At 73.2% G+C, this 15,365-nt stretch carries 14 protein-coding genes; 10 read left to right on the top strand and 4 right to left on the bottom strand.

From position 1 onward, the window contains the following. Positions 1-137 precede the first annotated feature (137 nt). A complete protein-coding gene (locus tag ABZZ38_RS14320) occupies positions 138-1,541 on the bottom strand; it encodes a trypsin-like peptidase domain-containing protein (protein WP_356739270.1) in 1,404 nt (467 codons plus the stop codon). Between the two features lie 182 nt (positions 1,542-1,723). Between ABZZ38_RS14320 and ABZZ38_RS14325 the strand changes: the two genes are divergently transcribed. The 3 genes from ABZZ38_RS14325 (at position 1,724) to ABZZ38_RS14335 (ending at position 4,352) form a co-directional block, all read left to right on the top strand. Further along, complete coding sequence (locus tag ABZZ38_RS14325; protein WP_356739272.1) at positions 1,724-2,527, top strand: glycerophosphodiester phosphodiesterase family protein; 804 nt, start codon at positions 1,724-1,726, stop codon at positions 2,525-2,527. Between the two features lie 62 nt (positions 2,528-2,589). Beyond that, on the top strand, positions 2,590-3,219 hold the full coding sequence (locus tag ABZZ38_RS14330; RefSeq protein WP_356739274.1) for an ATP-binding protein: 630 nt from the start codon (positions 2,590-2,592) through the stop codon (positions 3,217-3,219). 158 nt (positions 3,220-3,377) lie between these two features. Next, entirely contained in the window at positions 3,378-4,352 is a 975-nt protein-coding gene (locus ABZZ38_RS14335; protein ID WP_356739276.1) for a DUF5926 family protein, read from the top strand. A gap of 225 nt (positions 4,353-4,577) precedes the next feature. Here the strand turns inward: ABZZ38_RS14335 and ABZZ38_RS14340 are convergent, their stop codons facing one another. Both ABZZ38_RS14340 and ABZZ38_RS14345 read right to left on the bottom strand, forming a co-directional pair. Continuing rightward, positions 4,578-5,183, bottom strand: a complete 606-nt coding sequence (locus ABZZ38_RS14340; protein WP_356739278.1) for a hypothetical protein — start codon at positions 5,181-5,183, stop codon at positions 4,578-4,580. 132 nt (positions 5,184-5,315) lie between these two features. Continuing rightward, positions 5,316-6,026 (bottom strand): bifunctional DNA primase/polymerase, encoded by a 711-nt coding sequence (locus ABZZ38_RS14345; RefSeq protein WP_356739280.1) that lies wholly within the window; start codon positions 6,024-6,026, stop codon positions 5,316-5,318. Between the two features lie 546 nt (positions 6,027-6,572). On the opposite strand from ABZZ38_RS14345, the gene ABZZ38_RS14350 reads away from it, so the two are divergent. Both ABZZ38_RS14350 and ABZZ38_RS14355 read left to right on the top strand, forming a co-directional pair. Beyond that, on the top strand, positions 6,573-8,177 hold the full coding sequence (locus ABZZ38_RS14350; protein ID WP_356739425.1) for a SpoIIE family protein phosphatase: 1,605 nt from the start codon (positions 6,573-6,575) through the stop codon (positions 8,175-8,177). Between the two features lie 74 nt (positions 8,178-8,251). After that, complete coding sequence (locus ABZZ38_RS14355) at positions 8,252-9,709, top strand: aminopeptidase P family protein (RefSeq protein ID WP_356739282.1); 1,458 nt, start codon at positions 8,252-8,254, stop codon at positions 9,707-9,709. A gap of 71 nt (positions 9,710-9,780) precedes the next feature. Here ABZZ38_RS14355 and ABZZ38_RS14360 read toward each other — a convergent pair whose 3' ends face one another. Continuing rightward, positions 9,781-10,221 (bottom strand): ATP-binding protein, encoded by a 441-nt coding sequence (locus tag ABZZ38_RS14360; protein WP_356739284.1) that lies wholly within the window; start codon positions 10,219-10,221, stop codon positions 9,781-9,783. A gap of 204 nt (positions 10,222-10,425) precedes the next feature. Between ABZZ38_RS14360 and ABZZ38_RS14365 the strand changes: the two genes are divergently transcribed. The 5 genes from ABZZ38_RS14365 (at position 10,426) to ABZZ38_RS14385 (ending at position 15,365) form a co-directional block, all read left to right on the top strand. Then, entirely contained in the window at positions 10,426-11,205 is a 780-nt protein-coding gene (locus tag ABZZ38_RS14365; protein WP_356739286.1) for a hypothetical protein, read from the top strand. A gap of 83 nt (positions 11,206-11,288) precedes the next feature. After that, on the top strand, positions 11,289-12,047 hold the full coding sequence (locus ABZZ38_RS14370) for a YcnI family protein (RefSeq protein WP_356739288.1): 759 nt from the start codon (positions 11,289-11,291) through the stop codon (positions 12,045-12,047). A gap of 40 nt (positions 12,048-12,087) precedes the next feature. Next, on the top strand, positions 12,088-12,792 hold the full coding sequence (locus tag ABZZ38_RS14375) for an SCO family protein (RefSeq protein WP_356739291.1): 705 nt from the start codon (positions 12,088-12,090) through the stop codon (positions 12,790-12,792). Between the two features lie 104 nt (positions 12,793-12,896). Continuing rightward, the gene (locus tag ABZZ38_RS14380; RefSeq protein ID WP_356739427.1) at positions 12,897-13,307 is read left to right on the top strand and encodes a copper chaperone PCu(A)C; all 411 of its coding nucleotides are present in this window, start codon (positions 12,897-12,899) and stop codon (positions 13,305-13,307) included. A gap of 6 nt (positions 13,308-13,313) precedes the next feature. Continuing rightward, positions 13,314-15,365 carry a copper resistance protein CopC gene (locus tag ABZZ38_RS14385; RefSeq protein ID WP_356739293.1) on the top strand — a complete coding sequence of 684 codons (2,052 nt, stop codon included), beginning with the start codon at positions 13,314-13,316 and terminating at the stop codon, positions 15,363-15,365.

Consider the following 15,365-nt stretch of genomic DNA (forward strand, 5'->3'; position numbering starts at 1 on the left):
GGCTTTCGAGGTGTGGGAAGTCGCCGGCTTCGCCCTGCATCCGGCCGCGAAGCCGATCGCGGCCGGTCCCCCGGGCCGCTCGGGCAACCCACCTCGCGCCGCCCGCTGTGGGGCCGCGCGGGGGGCAGCCCAGCCGGTCAGCTGTCGCCCTTGCGTTCGCCCAGGGTGACGCGGACCGTGGTTTCCCTGCCGTCGCGCTTGTACGTGAGCGGAACCGTGTCGCCCGGCTTGTGGGTCCAGATCTCGCTGATCAGGGTCGGGCCGCTGTCGATCGCGCGGTCGCCGAACTTGACGATCACGTCGCCCGGCTTCAGGCCCGCCTTCGCCGCCGGGCCGTTGGGGGTGACCGCGGGGGTGCCGCCGGCGCCCTGTTCGGCGATCGTCGCGCCCTCGCCCTCCTCCGTCATGTTCACCGTCGCGCCGATCACCGAGTAGACCGGCTGCCCCGTCTTGATCAGCTGTTCGGCGACGTTCTTCGCCTGGTTGACCGGGATCGCGAAGCCCAGGCCCACGGAGCCCGCCTGCGACTGGCCCAGGCCGCCGCCGCCCGGTGACTGGATGGCGGAGTTGATGCCGATCACGGCGCCCCGCGCGTCGAGGAGGGGGCCGCCGGAGTTGCCCGGGTTGATCGAGGCGTCGGTCTGCAGGGCGCTCATGTACGAGTTCTTGCTGCCCGAGCCGTCCCCGGAGGCGACCGGGCGGTTCTTGGCGCTGATGATGCCCGTGGTGACCGTGTTCGACAGCCCGAACGGCGCGCCGATCGCGATCGTCGAGTCGCCGACGGCGACCTGGTCGGAGTCGCCCAGCGGCAGCGGGGCCAGTCCGGAGGGAGCGTTCTTGAGCTTGAGGACGGCCACGTCGTAACCCTGCGCGCGGCCGACGACCTCGGCGTCGTACTTCTTGCCGTTCGAGAACGTCGCGGAGAGGGCGCCGCCCTCGGCCGCCGAGGCCACCACGTGGTTGTTGGTGAGGATGTGGCCTTCCTTGTCGTACACGAAGCCGGTGCCCGTGCCGCCCTCGCCCTCGGAGCCGCCGGACTGCGCCTCGATGGTGACCACGCTCGGCAGCGCCTTGTTGGCGACGGCCGCGACCGTGCCCGGCTCGCGCTTGAAGTCGGTGGGGGTGTCACCGACGGCGACGGTCGTGGAGGTCACGGAGCTGTCGTTCCGCTCGGCCGCCCAGTAGCCGATGCCGCCGCCGACGCCGCCCGCGACGAGCGCCGCCACGAGCATGGCGGCGACCAGGCCGCCGCGGCGCCCGGCGCGGTGCCCCGAGGGCGGGCCGGCCGACGGGACCGGGGCACCCCACGCCGCGGTGGCGGGCGGGGCCGGCGGCGGCGGGGGCCAGGACGCGCCGCCACCCGTGTGCGCGCCCCCGCCGTGGGACGGGGAGGGCTGCCCCGGGGCGGGAGTGGGCTGCCCGGGAGTGGGCTGCGCGACCGGCGCCGGTGCCTGCGGTGCCGACGGGGCAGGCGTGGCAGGCGTGGACGCGGAGGGCGGCACGGGAGGTGTGGAGGCAGTGCCCTCGTTCTCGGTGCTCACAGCTCGTTCTCCTCGGTTTCCACGTCATCTCTCGGCAAGTGTTGCTGTCAGCTTTTCCCACATGCCGTCAGGCCACTGTAAGCCGCAGCTGTGCATCGTGCGCCCTTCCTTTATTTCCGGCGAATCGGACGCGAATCGACGGTCGGCCGAAGGGCCCCCACCGGTGGTGGCACCATGACGCGGTGACCCACGCACGGCAGCAGCACACGATCCAGGTCGTCGCACACCGAGGCGCATCCGAGGACGCCCCGGAGCACACCCTCGCCGCGTACGTGAAGGCGATCGAGGATGGTGCGGACGCCCTCGAATGCGATGTACGGCTCACCGCCGACGGCCATCTCGTGTGCGTCCACGACCGCCGCGTCAACCGCACCTCCAACGGCCGCGGCGCCGTCTCCGCCCTCGAACTCGCCGATCTGGCCGCACTCGACTTCGGCGGCGGCAAGGACCCGGACGAGAGTCCGGACTGGCGCGACCGCGAGTACACCTCCGTCCTCACCCTGGAACGGCTCCTGGAACTCGTCGCCGACGCCGGCCGGCGCGTCGAGCTCGCCATCGAGACCAAGCACCCCACTCGCTGGGCCGGGCAGGTCGAGGAGCGGCTGATCGAACTGCTGGGGCGGTTCGGGCTGACGGAGCCGCCACCGGGCACCACGTCCGCGGTGCGGGTGATGAGCTTCTCCGGCCGCTCGCTGCACCGGATCGCGGCCGCCGCGCCCGCCATCCCGACCGTGTACCTGATGCAGTTCCTGTCGCCCCGGCTGCGCGACGGCCGACTGCCGGCCGGTTCGCGGATCGCCGGGCCGTCCGTACGGATCGTCCGCAACAACCCGGCGTACGTCGACCGGTTGCACCGCGCCGGCCACCGTGTCCACGTATGGACGGTGAACTCACCCGAGGACGTGGAGCTGTGCGCCGGCCTCGGCGTGGACGCGATCATCACCAATCGCCCCAAGCAGGTCCTGTCCCAGCTCGGCCGTCTGTGACGTCCGCCACTTCCGTCACGGGGAGTGCGCTGGCGCGTTCGAAGAGTGTTCGCTCGTGCCGAGTGCGTCACCGTATCCGGATTGGCCGGTTTCCGGTCCAGTCCATTGGGGCATTCACACCGTGGCGTGGGACGAAGGAGGTCTCGGGGGTGGCGTTGGTGGTGGCACAGGAGGTGCCCACGTCGTCAAGCATGGCCGTGCCCCATGGCCCTGCGGGCGTGGGTGAGGCGAGAAACCGTATGCGGGAGCAGCTCCGCCGCAGCGGGATGCCGGAATCGGTCGTCGACGACGCCGTACTCGTCCTTTCCGAACTGCTCAGCAATTCCTGCCGGCACGGCAGACCGCTGGGGCAGGCGGAGGTCGGTGACGGCGACATCCGCGCCGCGTGGCGCGTCGACGCCCGGGGCGCGCTGACGGTCGAGGTGACGGACGGGGGCGGTCCCACCCGCCCTGTTCCGGCCACGCCCTCGGTGACCGCGCGCGGCGGCCGTGGGCTCAACATCATCAGCGCGCTCGCCCAGGACTGGGGCGTGCGCGACGGTGCGGCCGGCGAGGTCACGGTCTGGGTGGTCCTCACGGACGGGCATCGCCGCGACGATTTCGCTACGCGCGTCACCGGGCCCGCCACAGGATGCGGCTTCGGCTTCCTGGACACGTACGACGCGTACGACGTCTACGGGGACGGCGACTGAGTCGACCCGTCGACGACTGGGGCGGGGAACCACTGCGGCCAACCGACGTGGAACCACCGCCACCCACCCGCGTCGAGTGGCCCGTTCGGCAGCCCGGTGCGGCTAGGCTCGCGGCCTGTACCGCACCGCCGCACCGCCGTTACGGGAGAAGCGACACCATGGGCAAGAAGCGACCCCAGTCCAAGGCCGGGAAGCCGCAGGCGCAGCTGAAGGACGGAGAGATCCCGGTCGTCGGCGCCCGCGAGCCCTGCCCGTGCGGTTCCGGCCGCCGCTACAAGGCCTGCCACGGGCGCGCCGCCGCGCACGCGGTGACCGAGCTGGTCCAGCGGCCCTTCGAGGGACTGCCCGGCGAGTGCGACTGGGTCGCGCTGCGTGAGCTGGTCCCCGCCGCGACGGCCGCGCTGCACCTCAAGGGCGGCCTGCCCGAGGGCGTGCCGTCCGTGACGCTCGCGACCGTGCTGCCGATGGCCTGGCCCGCGCTGCGCCGCGACGACGGTTCCGTGCTGCTGGCGCTCCAGAACGACACCTCGTCCGGCGACCTGAGCCGGGACCTCGCGGACACGCTCCAGCGCGCGCTGGCCGCCGAGCCCGGCACGCCCGTCGCCGCCCAGAGGGTGCCCGCCGAGGGCCCGCGCCTGCAGGATCTGCTCGACCCCGAGGGCGCCTTCGAGCCGGTCGTCCACTCGGGCTTCGAGTTCTGGGTGCCGGACTCCGCGCAGAGCGCCACGCCCGAGGTCGCCGCGTCCCTGGAGCGGGCGAACGCCGCCGCCATCCCCACCGTGAGGCTGTCGGGCGTGGACGCCGCCTACTGGTGCGAGACCCCCGAGAAGAACCACCTGCGCTGGGTCATGCCGCACCCCGAGGAGCGGCTGCTCGACGCGCTCGCCCGGCTGCACGCCGCCGGTGCGTCGTCGCTCGGCGACGGCACCCGGCTGGTCGGCTCGTTCCGCGCGCACGGCCTGATGGTGCCGGTGTGGGACCTGCCCGGCGCGATGGGCGCCAAGGAGTGCGAGCAGCCGGCCTCCGAGTTCGCGGAGCGCCTCGCGCCGGCGCTCGCCACCGACGCGCCGCTGACCGGCGAGGAGCGGCGGGCCCGCGCCGGGCTCACCAACCGCCAGGTGACGCTGAGCTGAACGGAAGGTGGGGTGGCGCACATTCCGACCGGTCGGTGATGTGCGCCACACACCCACCTACCGAGAGGTAAATACCTGACCGAATAAGCGAGATCGAATTTGCGAACAGCCGATCTCTTGTTACGGTGCTGGAAGCCCGGTCGCTGGTGCATCCCCCGTCGCCAGCGACCGGGCGCTTCACTTTCCGCGGAATGCGGACTTCCGTTCGTGCATCCCCGCCGCGCCTCAACTGCCCGCGGACTCCGGGGAGTTGCTCCCCGACCGCAGCAACAGCGGGTTGGTCTCCGCTTTCCCGCTCTCCGCGAACTCCGCCACCGCCGTGTATTCGCCCGGCTTTCCACGCGTGGGCTCCCGCGGGGACTCGCACGCGCCCGGCTCATCGTCCGCCGGCACGGTGCAACGCGTCTGTACGGTGCGCCCGCCGGGCGCCATCAGGGTCAGTACGGAGAGCAGCTCGGCGCCCGTCGCGTTGCGGTAGTACGTCCGGGCCCAGGTGTCGGGCCCCTCGGTCAGGACGCACGTCTGGGCCTCGATGCCGTGGGGCGAGGTCAGCTCCGGTCCGCAGCGCGCGCTCCCCGGGGCCGGGCCGCCGTCCGGCCCATCGATTCCGGCCAGAAGTCCGCGCCCGGAGCCGGGCGCGGAGCGGGGCTCGGAGCCGGGCACCGCGTCGGGCACGGCGCCCGGCGCGGAACCGGAGGTGGAACCGGGCGCGGACACCGCTACGGAGCCGGGGCCGGGGTCCGGGGACCCGGCCGGGCCCGCGGTCGCCACCAGCGGCACCAGCGCGGCGACAACCGCTACGGCCCCGATCCCGAACAGACGGAGATTCATGGCGGCCCCTTCTCGACGGTGCGCCGACGATATCGGCGCGAAGCGGGCGCCCGGCGGACCGCGCACCCGAATCCCGTACAAGTCCGGCCGCCTCGCACCCGTACGAGTGACGCCGGGGCCGTCCCGGCGCTCTCAGTACCGCAGTCGGCTGCCGTCCCCCGACTCCGGCGGGGACACCCCGCCACCGGGGGCGCTCACACTCGCCTCGACCAGCGCGTCCACCACCGCCTCCACCCCGGGAAGCCAGGGCGACGCCGACCCCGCGAGCGGGGCGCGCTCCCAGCGCACCTGCCCCATCCCGGTGTCCGACGGCGGGAGCACCAGATAACCGCCCTCCCCGTGGAACCGCAGCGAGCTGGGCACGTGGTCCTTGGCGTACAGCAGCTCGCCCAGCTGTTCGAGTGTGTACGGGGCGACCAGCAGCGACCACCGTGTCGGCGTCGCCACCACGGGGCCGAGCCGCATGCCCATCGCGTCCAGCGCCGCCAGGGCCCGCGCCCCCGCGACCGCCGGCAGGCTCACCGCGCAGGGGGCCCGGCCGCCGGTGGCCAGCATGATCGGGGCGTCCGGGCGGTTGGACCACCACCAGCGCACCATGCGCGCGTCGGTGGTGGCGGCCAGGAGCCCGGGGTCGAAGGGGTGCGCGCCGGGCACGACGCACTCGGGGTCGGGGCAGGCACAGCCGCGTTCCCGGTCACCGCGGCCCCCGGCCGCCTTGAGCCCCGCACCGGGGAGTACGGGCCAGTGCCACTCGGTGGCGCACAGGAGCGCCGCGTCCGGATGGGCAGGCTTCCTCTTGCGCCGGAACCGGAGCCTGCGTCGCCTTCCGAGGATCTCGCGCATGAGCGCTCGTTCCTTTCCGTTGAACGCCGAAGGTCCACGTCACACCACGTGACAAGACGTGTGCATTACTTCACTGCGCGTGCAAACCGACGTCTCGCCACCTGATCGTGTCGCGTGCCGGTGGCATGCGTCGTCGGGGTTCTTCGCCTGCGGCAAGCAACACCGCCGGAGCCGAGCGTGGGCTGTCGTCCCGGTGGACTGTCGTCCCGTGGGCTGTCCATTCAACACGTGGCGAGGGGTGGCGCGCCCGTGGCGCTCGCCGGCCCGCTGGACTTCTCCCGCCACACAGGGACGGGGCGCGACCCTTGGTGGTGAGGACGCCGGGACCACCCGTGCGGTTCCAGGCCCGCCCCAACCGCCCCCGGCCGTCACCGTCCACGTACCCGGCACGGTCGGAATGACGCTCGCCCTGGGCCGTCGTCCCGCGACGGCGTCCCGGGGCGTTCCCCGCTTCGAACGGCCTCAGTCGATCGCAAATGGCGCCCATGGGGGGCATTTTTGAGCCAAGTTCGCCTCCTTGTAAACACCGTGCGCGCCATGGGGACAATGCTGGACATCCCCTTACTTCTGCGTGTACATGTGGGTGCAGTGATAGCGGCGCAGAATGACTTGGGGGTTCGCGATGCTATTGAGCGAAACGCACCGGTCGGAAAGCCGATTGCCATGAGCGCCCCTCACCTGCCGAAAGTGGCTGGAATCGATCCCACGGTTCCGGCGCCCGCGCACACTGCGCCGCCCCTGCCGGGCATCCCCGCACCGCCGATGGCGCCCGGCGCGATGATCCAGGACCGGCTCGCGGGCTGGGTCTCCGACCTCACGAGCCTTCACGAACTCACCGAGCGGCTCTCCCGCACCGGTACCCTCGACGACGCCCTGAACGAGCTGCTGCGCGCCGGGGCCGCGCTCGTCGGCGCCCGCCGCGGCATGGCCGTCCTCGAACCGGCCGACGGCCTCGGCCCGGCCACCACCATCGGCCTCGGCCTCGCCCACGCCGACCTCGGCACGATCGAGACCGTGCCGCGCAGCGCGACCTCCTACGGGCGCATCCTGGAGGCCCTGGCGCCCGAACCCCTGACACCCGGGCCCCCCGAGGCGCGGCCGGCCCGGTCACCCCAGGACCCCCGGGCGCCGGAGGAACCGGCCTCCCCCGCCCCCGGCCCCGACGGGCGCCTGCCCGACCCCGTCGCCGTCCCCGACCTGTTCGCCGACGAGGGGCTCGACCCGCGCCACCGCGAGGTCGCCGCCCGCCTAGGCTTCGCCGCCAGTTACGCCGTACCGCTCGCCACCGAGGCGGCCGGCAAGCTGGGCGCCGCCGTCTGGCTCTACGACGAACCCGGCGAACCGGCCGCGCGCGGGCGCCACCTCGTCGGCCTCTACGGGCAGTACGCGTCCGAGCACCTGGCCCGCCTCCTGGAGCTGGAGCGCGGCCGCGCCACCCTGGCGACGATCGCGGAGGAGCTGCTGCCCAGCCGGCTGCCCCGCGTGCCCGGAGTCCAGCTCGCCGCCCGCCACCGCGCCTCCCCCCGCGGCGGCGGCGACTGGTACGACGCGCTGCCGCTTCCCGAGGGTGCGCTGGGCCTGGCCGTCGGCTCGGTCTCCGGCACCGGACCGAGCGCGCTGGCCGCGATGGGGCGGCTGCGTGCCTCCCTGCGGGCGTACGCCGTGATGGAGGGCGAGGACCCCGTCGCCGTCCTGTCCGACCTGGAACTGCTGCTGCGGCTGACCGAGCCCGCGCGGTCGGCCACCGCGCTGTTCGCGTACGCCGAGCCCGCCCTGCGGAAGATCGTGCTGGCCGGGGCCGGGCACACCCCGCCACTGGTCGTCGGCGAGCGCCGCACCGAGTACATCGAGACGTCCCTGTCCGCGCCGCTCGGCATGCTCGCGTGCTGGGAGGCACCGAGCGTGGAGATCACGACGGAGCCCGGGGAGACGGTGCTCCTCTACACGGACGGGCTGCTGCGGCGCACCGGTGAGCCCATGGACCGGGCCTTCGCGCGGCTGCACGCCGCGGCGGCGGCCGTACCGAAGGCGGACCGCGGCGACCCCGGCTCGATCGCGGACCACGTGCTGCGGACGCTGCTGCCGGAGGGCGTGGACCGGGGCGGCGGGCAGGACGAGGACGTGGTCCTGCTGGCGGCCCGCTTCGAGTGACGCAAGGCCCTGGGAGCCGCTTCCGTACGACCGTACGATGGGAAAAGTCCTGTGTCGTACGAAGGAGGCGGACCGTGGCCGAAGAGCTCACACCGGAGACCCCGGAAGAGACCGACGAGCCGATCGAGCAGCGCAAGAACGGCCTGTACCCGGGCGTGTCCGACGAGCTCGCGGAGAACATGAAGTCCGGCTGGGCCGACACGGAGCTGCGCGACCTGGAGCCCATCCCCCAGGCGGCGCACACCGCCGCCCGCCGCGAGGCGCTCTCCAGGCGGTTCCCCGGCGAGCGTCTGGTGATCCCGTCGGGCAACCTGAGGACGCGGTCCAACGACACGGAGTACGCCTTCCGGCCGTCGACCGAGTACGCGTACCTCACCGGCGACCACACCCATGACAGCGTCCTGGTGCTGGAGCCCAAGGGGGACGGGCACGAGGCGACGCTCTACCTGCTGCCGCGCTCCAACCGGGAGAACGGCGAGTTCTGGCTGGACGGCCAGGGTGAGCTGTGGGTCGGCCGCCGGTACTCGCTGGCCGAGGCCGAACGCCGGCTCGGCATCCCCGCGAAGGACGTACGCGAACTGCCGGCCGCCCTGAAGGAGGCCACCGGCCCGGTGCGCAACGTGCGCGGGCACGACGCCGGCATCGAGGCCGCCCTCACCGACAAGGTCACCGCCGAGCGGGACGAGGAGCTGCGGGTCTTCCTCTCGGAGGCGCGCCTGGTCAAGGACGACTTCGAGATCGGCGAGCTGGAGCGGGCGTGCGCGTCCACCGCGCGCGGCTTCGAGGACGTCGTACGCGTGCTGGACAAGGCACAGGCGACCAGCGAGCGGTACATCGAGGGGACGTTCTTCCTGCGCGCCCGCGTCGAGGGCAACGACATCGGCTACGGCTCCATCTGCGCGGCCGGCCCGCACGCCACCACCCTGCACTGGGTCCGCAACGACGGTCCCGTGCGCGCCGGTGAGCTGCTGCTGCTCGACGCCGGTGTCGAGACGACGACGCTGTACACGGCGGACGTCACGCGCACGCTCCCGATCAGCGGCCGCTTCGACGACCTCCAGCGCAAGATCTACGACGCGGTGTACGAGGCGCAGGAGGCGGGCATCGCGGCGGTGAAGCCGGGCGCGAAGTACCGCGACTTCCACGACGCGGCGCAGCGCGTGCTCGCCGGGAAGCTCGTCGAGTGGGGCCTGCTGGAGGGCCCCGTCGAGCGCGTCCTGGAGCTCGGCCTCCAGCGCCGCTGGACCCTGCACGGCACGGGCCACATGCTCGGCATGGACGTCCACGACTGCGCGGCCGCGCGGACCGAGACGTACGTCGACGGAACGCTGGAGCCGGGCATGTGCCTGACCGTCGAGCCGGGGCTGTACTTCCAGGCCGACGACCTGACGGTGCCGGAGGAGTACCGGGGCATCGGCGTCCGCATCGAGGACGACATCCTCGTCACGGAGGACGGCAACCGGAACCTGTCGGACGCGCTGCCGCGGCGGTCGGACGAGGTCGAGGCGTGGATGGCGGCGCTGGGGGGCTGACGCCCGTCGCGTGAGGACGCCGATGGTCGGAAGGGGCGGGGTTTCCCGCCCCTTCCGACCGCGCGCGGGGGTCAGCCGGTGACGAGCGGGGCGTCCGACCTCCACTTGACGATCTTGTCGAAGCTCACCACCGCGCCGCCGCGGCCCGATCTGTTGCCGATGTGGACATGGTCGGCCAGCTCCTCGATGAGGCTCAGGCCCCGGCCGTGCTCGGACTCCGCGGCGGCTCTGCGCGGCGGGCGTACCGGGGCCGCGGGGAAGCCCGGCCCGGAGTCGGCCACCTCGATGCGGCACTTCTCGCCGTCCAGATACGCGGTCACCCGGTACTCGGCGGAACCGTCCCCGCAGCCGTGCTCGACCGCGTTCGCGCAGGCCTCGCTCAGCGCCAGCGACAGGTCGTAGGAGATGTCCGGGTCGACGCCCGCGGTCTCCATCGTGCCGAGGAGGAGGCGTCGGGCGAGCGGAACGCTCGCAGCCTCGCGCCGCAAATGGAGTGACCACCAGATGCTCATGCTCCAGCCTCCTGGCTGCGGCTCGACATACCGTTTCGTATTGCCCTCAGGGGACAGTCGTAAGCCCGCAGTTGACGCCTGAACCCTCATTCGGCGGATGTGCGTAGCCCGTACGCCGGTGTATGTCGTCATCCCGTGCGCAAACGGTGATGTTCCGGACCTGCCGTGTGGAGGACATGAGGGCAGTGCGATGATGGCCCGGCCATGTCTGCCCTTCCCTCCGGTCCACGGATGCTGAGGGCCGCGGTGTTCGCCGCGGTCTGCGTCGTGCTGTCCGGGGTCGGGCATGTGCTCGCCGCGTGCGCCGCCGTCCCGTGGTGGACGCTGGCCCTGGGGTTCCTCGGCGCCTTCGCGGTCGCCGTGCCCCTCGCCGGCCGGCAGCGGTCCCTGCCGGTGATCGCGACCGCGCTGGCGGGCGGGCAGCTCGCGCTGCACACGCTCTTCGGGCTCGGGCAGCGGCGGCATCTCGCGATCAGCGACCAGGCGGACGACGCGCTCATCCGGATGGCCGCGAAATTGGTGTGCGGGGCGGGCGGCGCGTCGCTGACACCAGCGGACGCGCGCCGGATCGTCACCACGGCGGGCATCGACCCCGCCGCCGTCACCGCCCCCGCCCACGCGGGGCACCTCGCCGAACCGGCCGCCGGCGCCGGGCTGTGGCCCAGCCTGCCCATGTTCCTCGGCCATCTGCTGGCCGCCGTCGTGGCCGGCTGGCTGCTGCGGCGCGGCGACCTCGCGCTGCTGAAGCTGGGCACGCTGTCGGCGCAGGGCGCCACGGAGGTCGCCGACGCGGCGCTCGTACGGTCCCTGCGCGCCGCCCTCGTCCTCGTACGCGCCCTGGCCGCCGGGCTGCCCGCGCTGCCCGCGGGCGGGCCGCTTCCCTCGCGTACCGACGACGACGCACCCCCGCCCGCCACGGCGGACGCACTCCTCCACACGGTGATCAGGCGCGGCCCCCCGGCCGTACTCGTCCTCGCAGCCTGACACGGCCCACTCGACGGGAGTGGTGCCGTGGTGCGCCCGTGCGCACACGCCCCCTCCCTCACCTCTGTGGAGTGTGTAACGCCATGAACGTCTCCCGTGCCGCCCTCGCCTGCGGTGTCGCCGTCTCCTCCGTCGTCCTGCTCTCCGGGACCGCCTTCGCGCACGTCAGCGTGCAGCCGCAGGGCGAGGCCGCCAAGGGCGGTTACGCCACCGTCCACTTCAAGGTGCCCAACGAGCGCGACAACGCCTCGACCGTGAAGGTCGAAGTGACCCTCCCCGCCGAGCACCCGCTGGCGTCCGTGTCGACCCAGCCCGTCCCGGGCTGGAAGGCGGCGGTCACCAAGGCGAAGCTGGCCAAGCCGCTTCAGGTGCACGGCAAGCGGATCACCGAGGCCGCCACCAGGATCACGTGGACCGCGGACGGCTCGAAGATCGCCCCCGGCCAGTTCCAGCAGTTCACCGTCTCCCTGGGACAGCTCCCCGAGAACACCGACAGGCTCGTCTTCAAGGCCCTCCAGACGTACGACAACAACGAGGTCGTGCGCTGGATCGAGGAGCCGAAGGACGGCGCCCCGGAGCCCGAGACCCCCGCGCCCGTGCTGAAGCTGTCCGCCGCGACCGAGGACCACCACGGGGGTGGCGCGGCCACCGCCGGGACCGGTGACGAGGACAAGGAGCAGGGCCACGGCACGGAGGAGAAGGCGGCAGCCGACTCCACCGACACCACCGCCCGCGTCCTGGGCGTCGTCGGCATCCTCGTCGGTGCCGCGGGCGTCGCCTTCGGCGTCCTGGCCGGGCGCCGCCGCCCGGGCGCCTCGGACGGCCCGCGGGCCTCGGCCTGACGGCGCCTGCCACCCCGATCGAACCGCGAGAGAGAACCCCATGCAGCTCCAGAAGACCGACGAGCCCCGTCCCCGCCGGCGCGCCCCGCTGATCGCGGCGGTCGCCGGCTTGGCGGCGCTGGCCGTCGCCGGCGGCGCCGCCCTCACCCAGGGCGGCGGCGCCACCCCGGCCAACAGCCCCGTCGCCGACGTCTCGGGCGGGACGACCACGGACAAGGCCGGGACCGTGCTCGGCCGGCCCTTCCCCAAGCCGGACCTCGTCCTCACCGACACCAAGGGGCAGAGGTACGACCTGCGGGAGCGGACCAAGGGCAGGCCCACGCTGATCTACTTCGGCTACACGCACTGCCCCGACGTCTGCCCGCTGACGATGAGCAACATCGCCATCGCCAAGAAGAAGCTCCCCAAGGCGGACCAGGACAGGCTCCAGGTCGTCTTCGTCACCACCGACCCCGAACGGGACACCGTCGCCGAGCTCGCGAAATGGCTGCCGGGCGCCGGTGACCCGTCCTTCACCGGACTCACCGGCGACTTCCCGGCCATCCAGGCGGGGGCGCGCCAGATCGGCATCGGCATCGACCCGCCGACGAAGGACGAGAGCGGCGGGGTCGTCTCCATGCACGGAGCGCAGGTGATCGCGTTCTCGCCGAAGACCGACCGGGGCTACGTCGTGTACGGCGAGAACACCACCTGGCAGCAGTACGCCGAGGACCTCCCCAAGATCGTCAAGGGGGAGAACCCGTGACGGGGACCGGGCCGGGAGCCCTGACCGGGACCGGGACGCGCCCTGTGACGCGCCGGCGCACCACCGTCACCGCGCTGTCCGCCGCCGTGGCCCTCGCCGGGGCCATGGCGCTGGGCGGGTGCTCCGCCGGTGACGCCGAACCCCGGCTGGAGGTCAGCGGCGCCTTCATACCGCAGCCCGTGGGGGACATGGCCGGTGGTTTCCTCACCGTCACCAACCAGGGCGACGCGGCGGACACGCTCACCTCCGTCACCAGCCCGCTCTCCGACGACGTGCAGATCCACGAGACGAAGAACCAGAAGATGCGTCAGGTGGAGTCGTTCGACATTCCCGCGAACGGTGAGCTGAAGCTCCAGCGGGGCGGCAACCACCTGATGTTCATGGGCATCAAGCGGCAGCCGAAGCAGGGCGACACGGTCGAGATCGAGCTGCACTTCGAGAAGTCCGACCCGATCAAGGTCCGGGTTCCGGTCGAATCGCGCACCCACAACCCGGCCACGCACCAGGGGGACTGACCCACCATGACGGCCACCACCGCACTGCCCTGCGGGCGCACCGCCCCGGTCCGGCCCGGGGTCACCACCCCGCCGTACAGGACGGCCATCGCGCGGCTGCTGCTCGTCGCGGCCGTGCTGTTCGGAGCGCTGTTCACCGGCGCGGCCCCCGCGTCCGCGCACGCCGCGCTGACCGGGAGCGACCCGAAGGACGGGGCGGTGGTGGCCACCGCGCCCAAGGGCGTCACGCTCACGTTCTCGGAGCAGGTCGCCATGGACGACGACTCGATCCGCGTACTCGAACCGAGCGGCAAGCGCGCCGACACCGGGGCGCTGCGCACCCTGGGCACCGGGACCGTCGTCAAGTACGGCGTCGACCTGCACGCCGGACTGCCGGACGGCACCTACACCGTCGCCTGGCGGGCCGTCTCCGCCGACAGCCACCCGATCTCCGGCGCCTTCACCTTCTCCATCGGCGCGCCGTCCGAGACGACCGTCGCGCTCCCGAGCGAGGAGGCGGGCGGCGGAGTCGTCGGGGTGCTGTACGGGATCGCGCGGTATGCCTCGTACGCCGGTTTCATCCTGCTGGTGGGGGGCGCCGCCTTCATCCTCGTCTGCTGGCCGCGCGGCGCGACCGTACGGCCGCTGCAACGGCTCGTCGTGCGCGGCTGGGTGGCGCTGACCGCCGCCACGCTCGCGCTGTTGCTGCTGCGCGGGCCCTACACCGGGTCCGGGAAGCTGGGTGACGTCTTCCAGCTGGGCGGGCTCGGAGCCGTCCTGGAGACCAAGACCGGCGCGGCGCTCATCTCGCGGCTGCTGCTGCTCGGCGCGGCGGCGCTGTTCGTGGCCGTGCTGTTCGGCGCGTACGCCCGCCGCGATGACGAGCCCGAAGGCGACGACGAGCGCACGCCAGGGCGCGACGGCGAGGCCGGTGGTGCCGACGAGGCCCGTGGTGCGGGCGAGGCCGGTGGTGCGGGCGAAAGCGGGAAGAAGGACCTGGCCTTCGGCCTCGCGATCGGTGGCACGGTCGTCGCCGCCGGGATCGCCGGTACGTGGGCGCTCTCCGAGCACGCGTCGGCCGGGCTCCAGCCCGGGATCGCGATGCCCGTCGACATCCTCCACCTGCTGGCGATGGCCGCCTGGCTGGGCGGGCTGGCCGCGCTGCTGGTCGCGCTCCACCGGGAACCGTCGATCGAGCGGACGGCGGTACGCCGCTTCTCGCGGCTCGCGTTCGGCTCGGTGGTGGTGCTGGCCGCGACCGGCGTCTACCAGTCGTGGCGGCAGGTCGGGTCCTGGTCGGCGCTGACCGGCACCTCGTACGGGCGGCTGCTGCTGGTCAAGGTGGGGCTCGTCGCCGTACTCGTCGGCGTCGCGTGGCTGTCGCGGCGGTGGACGGAGCGGCTGACCGAGACCGCCACCCTCCTCCTCCCCGAAGGGGAGGAGGAGGAGGACGAAGAGCCGGTCACCGTGCCGGACATCGCCGGTGAGGCCCACGGGGACGTCCCGCCGGAGCGCGCCGCCCAGCTCGCCCGCCAGCGGGCCGCCCTGTCGGCCGCCCGCGCCAAGCGCGCCCGCGACGCCGACCCCGGGCGCGCCGGGCTGCGCCGCTCCGTGCTCGCCGAGGCGGGCGTCGCGGTGGTGCTGCTCGCCGTCACGACCGTCCTGACGACGACCGAGCCGGGCCGTACGCAGGAGGAGGCCGACCGTACGCAGGCGTCGTCCGCCGCCGTGCCGAACGAAGCGGTCAACCTCACCCTCCCCTTCGACACGGGCGGTCAGGGTGGCAGGGGAACCGTACGGCTGAGCCTCGACCCCGCCCGCTCCGGCACGAACGCCCTGCACGTCTTCGCGGACGGCGCCGACGGCCGGCCCCTCGACGTCCCCGAGCTGAAGGTGTCCTTCACCCTCGACGCGCAGCGGATCGGCCCCCTCCCCGTCACCCCGGACCGCGTCACGGCCGGGCACTGGAGCGCCGAGCGCGTACAGATCCCGATGCCCGGCGAGTGGCGGATCAAGGTGACCGTCCGCACCTCCGACATCGACCAGACGACCATCGACAAGAACGTGAAGATCGGCTGA

The organism is Streptomyces sp. NPDC006368, assembly GCF_040612535.1.
GTDB lineage: Bacteria > Actinomycetota > Actinomycetes > Streptomycetales > Streptomycetaceae > Streptomyces.

Coding starts and splice junctions, on each gene's coding strand:
- ABZZ38_RS14335 (WP_356739276.1), top strand. CDS start 3,378: ATGGGCAAGAAGCGACCCCAGTCCAAGGCCGGGAAGCCGCAGGCGCAG.
- ABZZ38_RS14340 (WP_356739278.1), bottom strand. CDS start 5,183: ATGAATCTCCGTCTGTTCGGGATCGGGGCCGTAGCGGTTGTCGCCGCG.
- ABZZ38_RS14345 (WP_356739280.1), bottom strand. CDS start 6,026: ATGCGCGAGATCCTCGGAAGGCGACGCAGGCTCCGGTTCCGGCGCAAG.
- ABZZ38_RS14350 (WP_356739425.1), top strand. CDS start 6,573: ATGCTGGACATCCCCTTACTTCTGCGTGTACATGTGGGTGCAGTGATA.
- ABZZ38_RS14360 (WP_356739284.1), bottom strand. CDS start 10,221: ATGAGCATCTGGTGGTCACTCCATTTGCGGCGCGAGGCTGCGAGCGTT.
- ABZZ38_RS14365 (WP_356739286.1), top strand. CDS start 10,426: ATGTCTGCCCTTCCCTCCGGTCCACGGATGCTGAGGGCCGCGGTGTTC.
- ABZZ38_RS14370 (WP_356739288.1), top strand. CDS start 11,289: ATGAACGTCTCCCGTGCCGCCCTCGCCTGCGGTGTCGCCGTCTCCTCC.
- ABZZ38_RS14375 (WP_356739291.1), top strand. CDS start 12,088: ATGCAGCTCCAGAAGACCGACGAGCCCCGTCCCCGCCGGCGCGCCCCG.
- ABZZ38_RS14380 (WP_356739427.1), top strand. CDS start 12,897: ATGGCGCTGGGCGGGTGCTCCGCCGGTGACGCCGAACCCCGGCTGGAG.
- ABZZ38_RS14385 (WP_356739293.1), top strand. CDS start 13,314: ATGACGGCCACCACCGCACTGCCCTGCGGGCGCACCGCCCCGGTCCGG.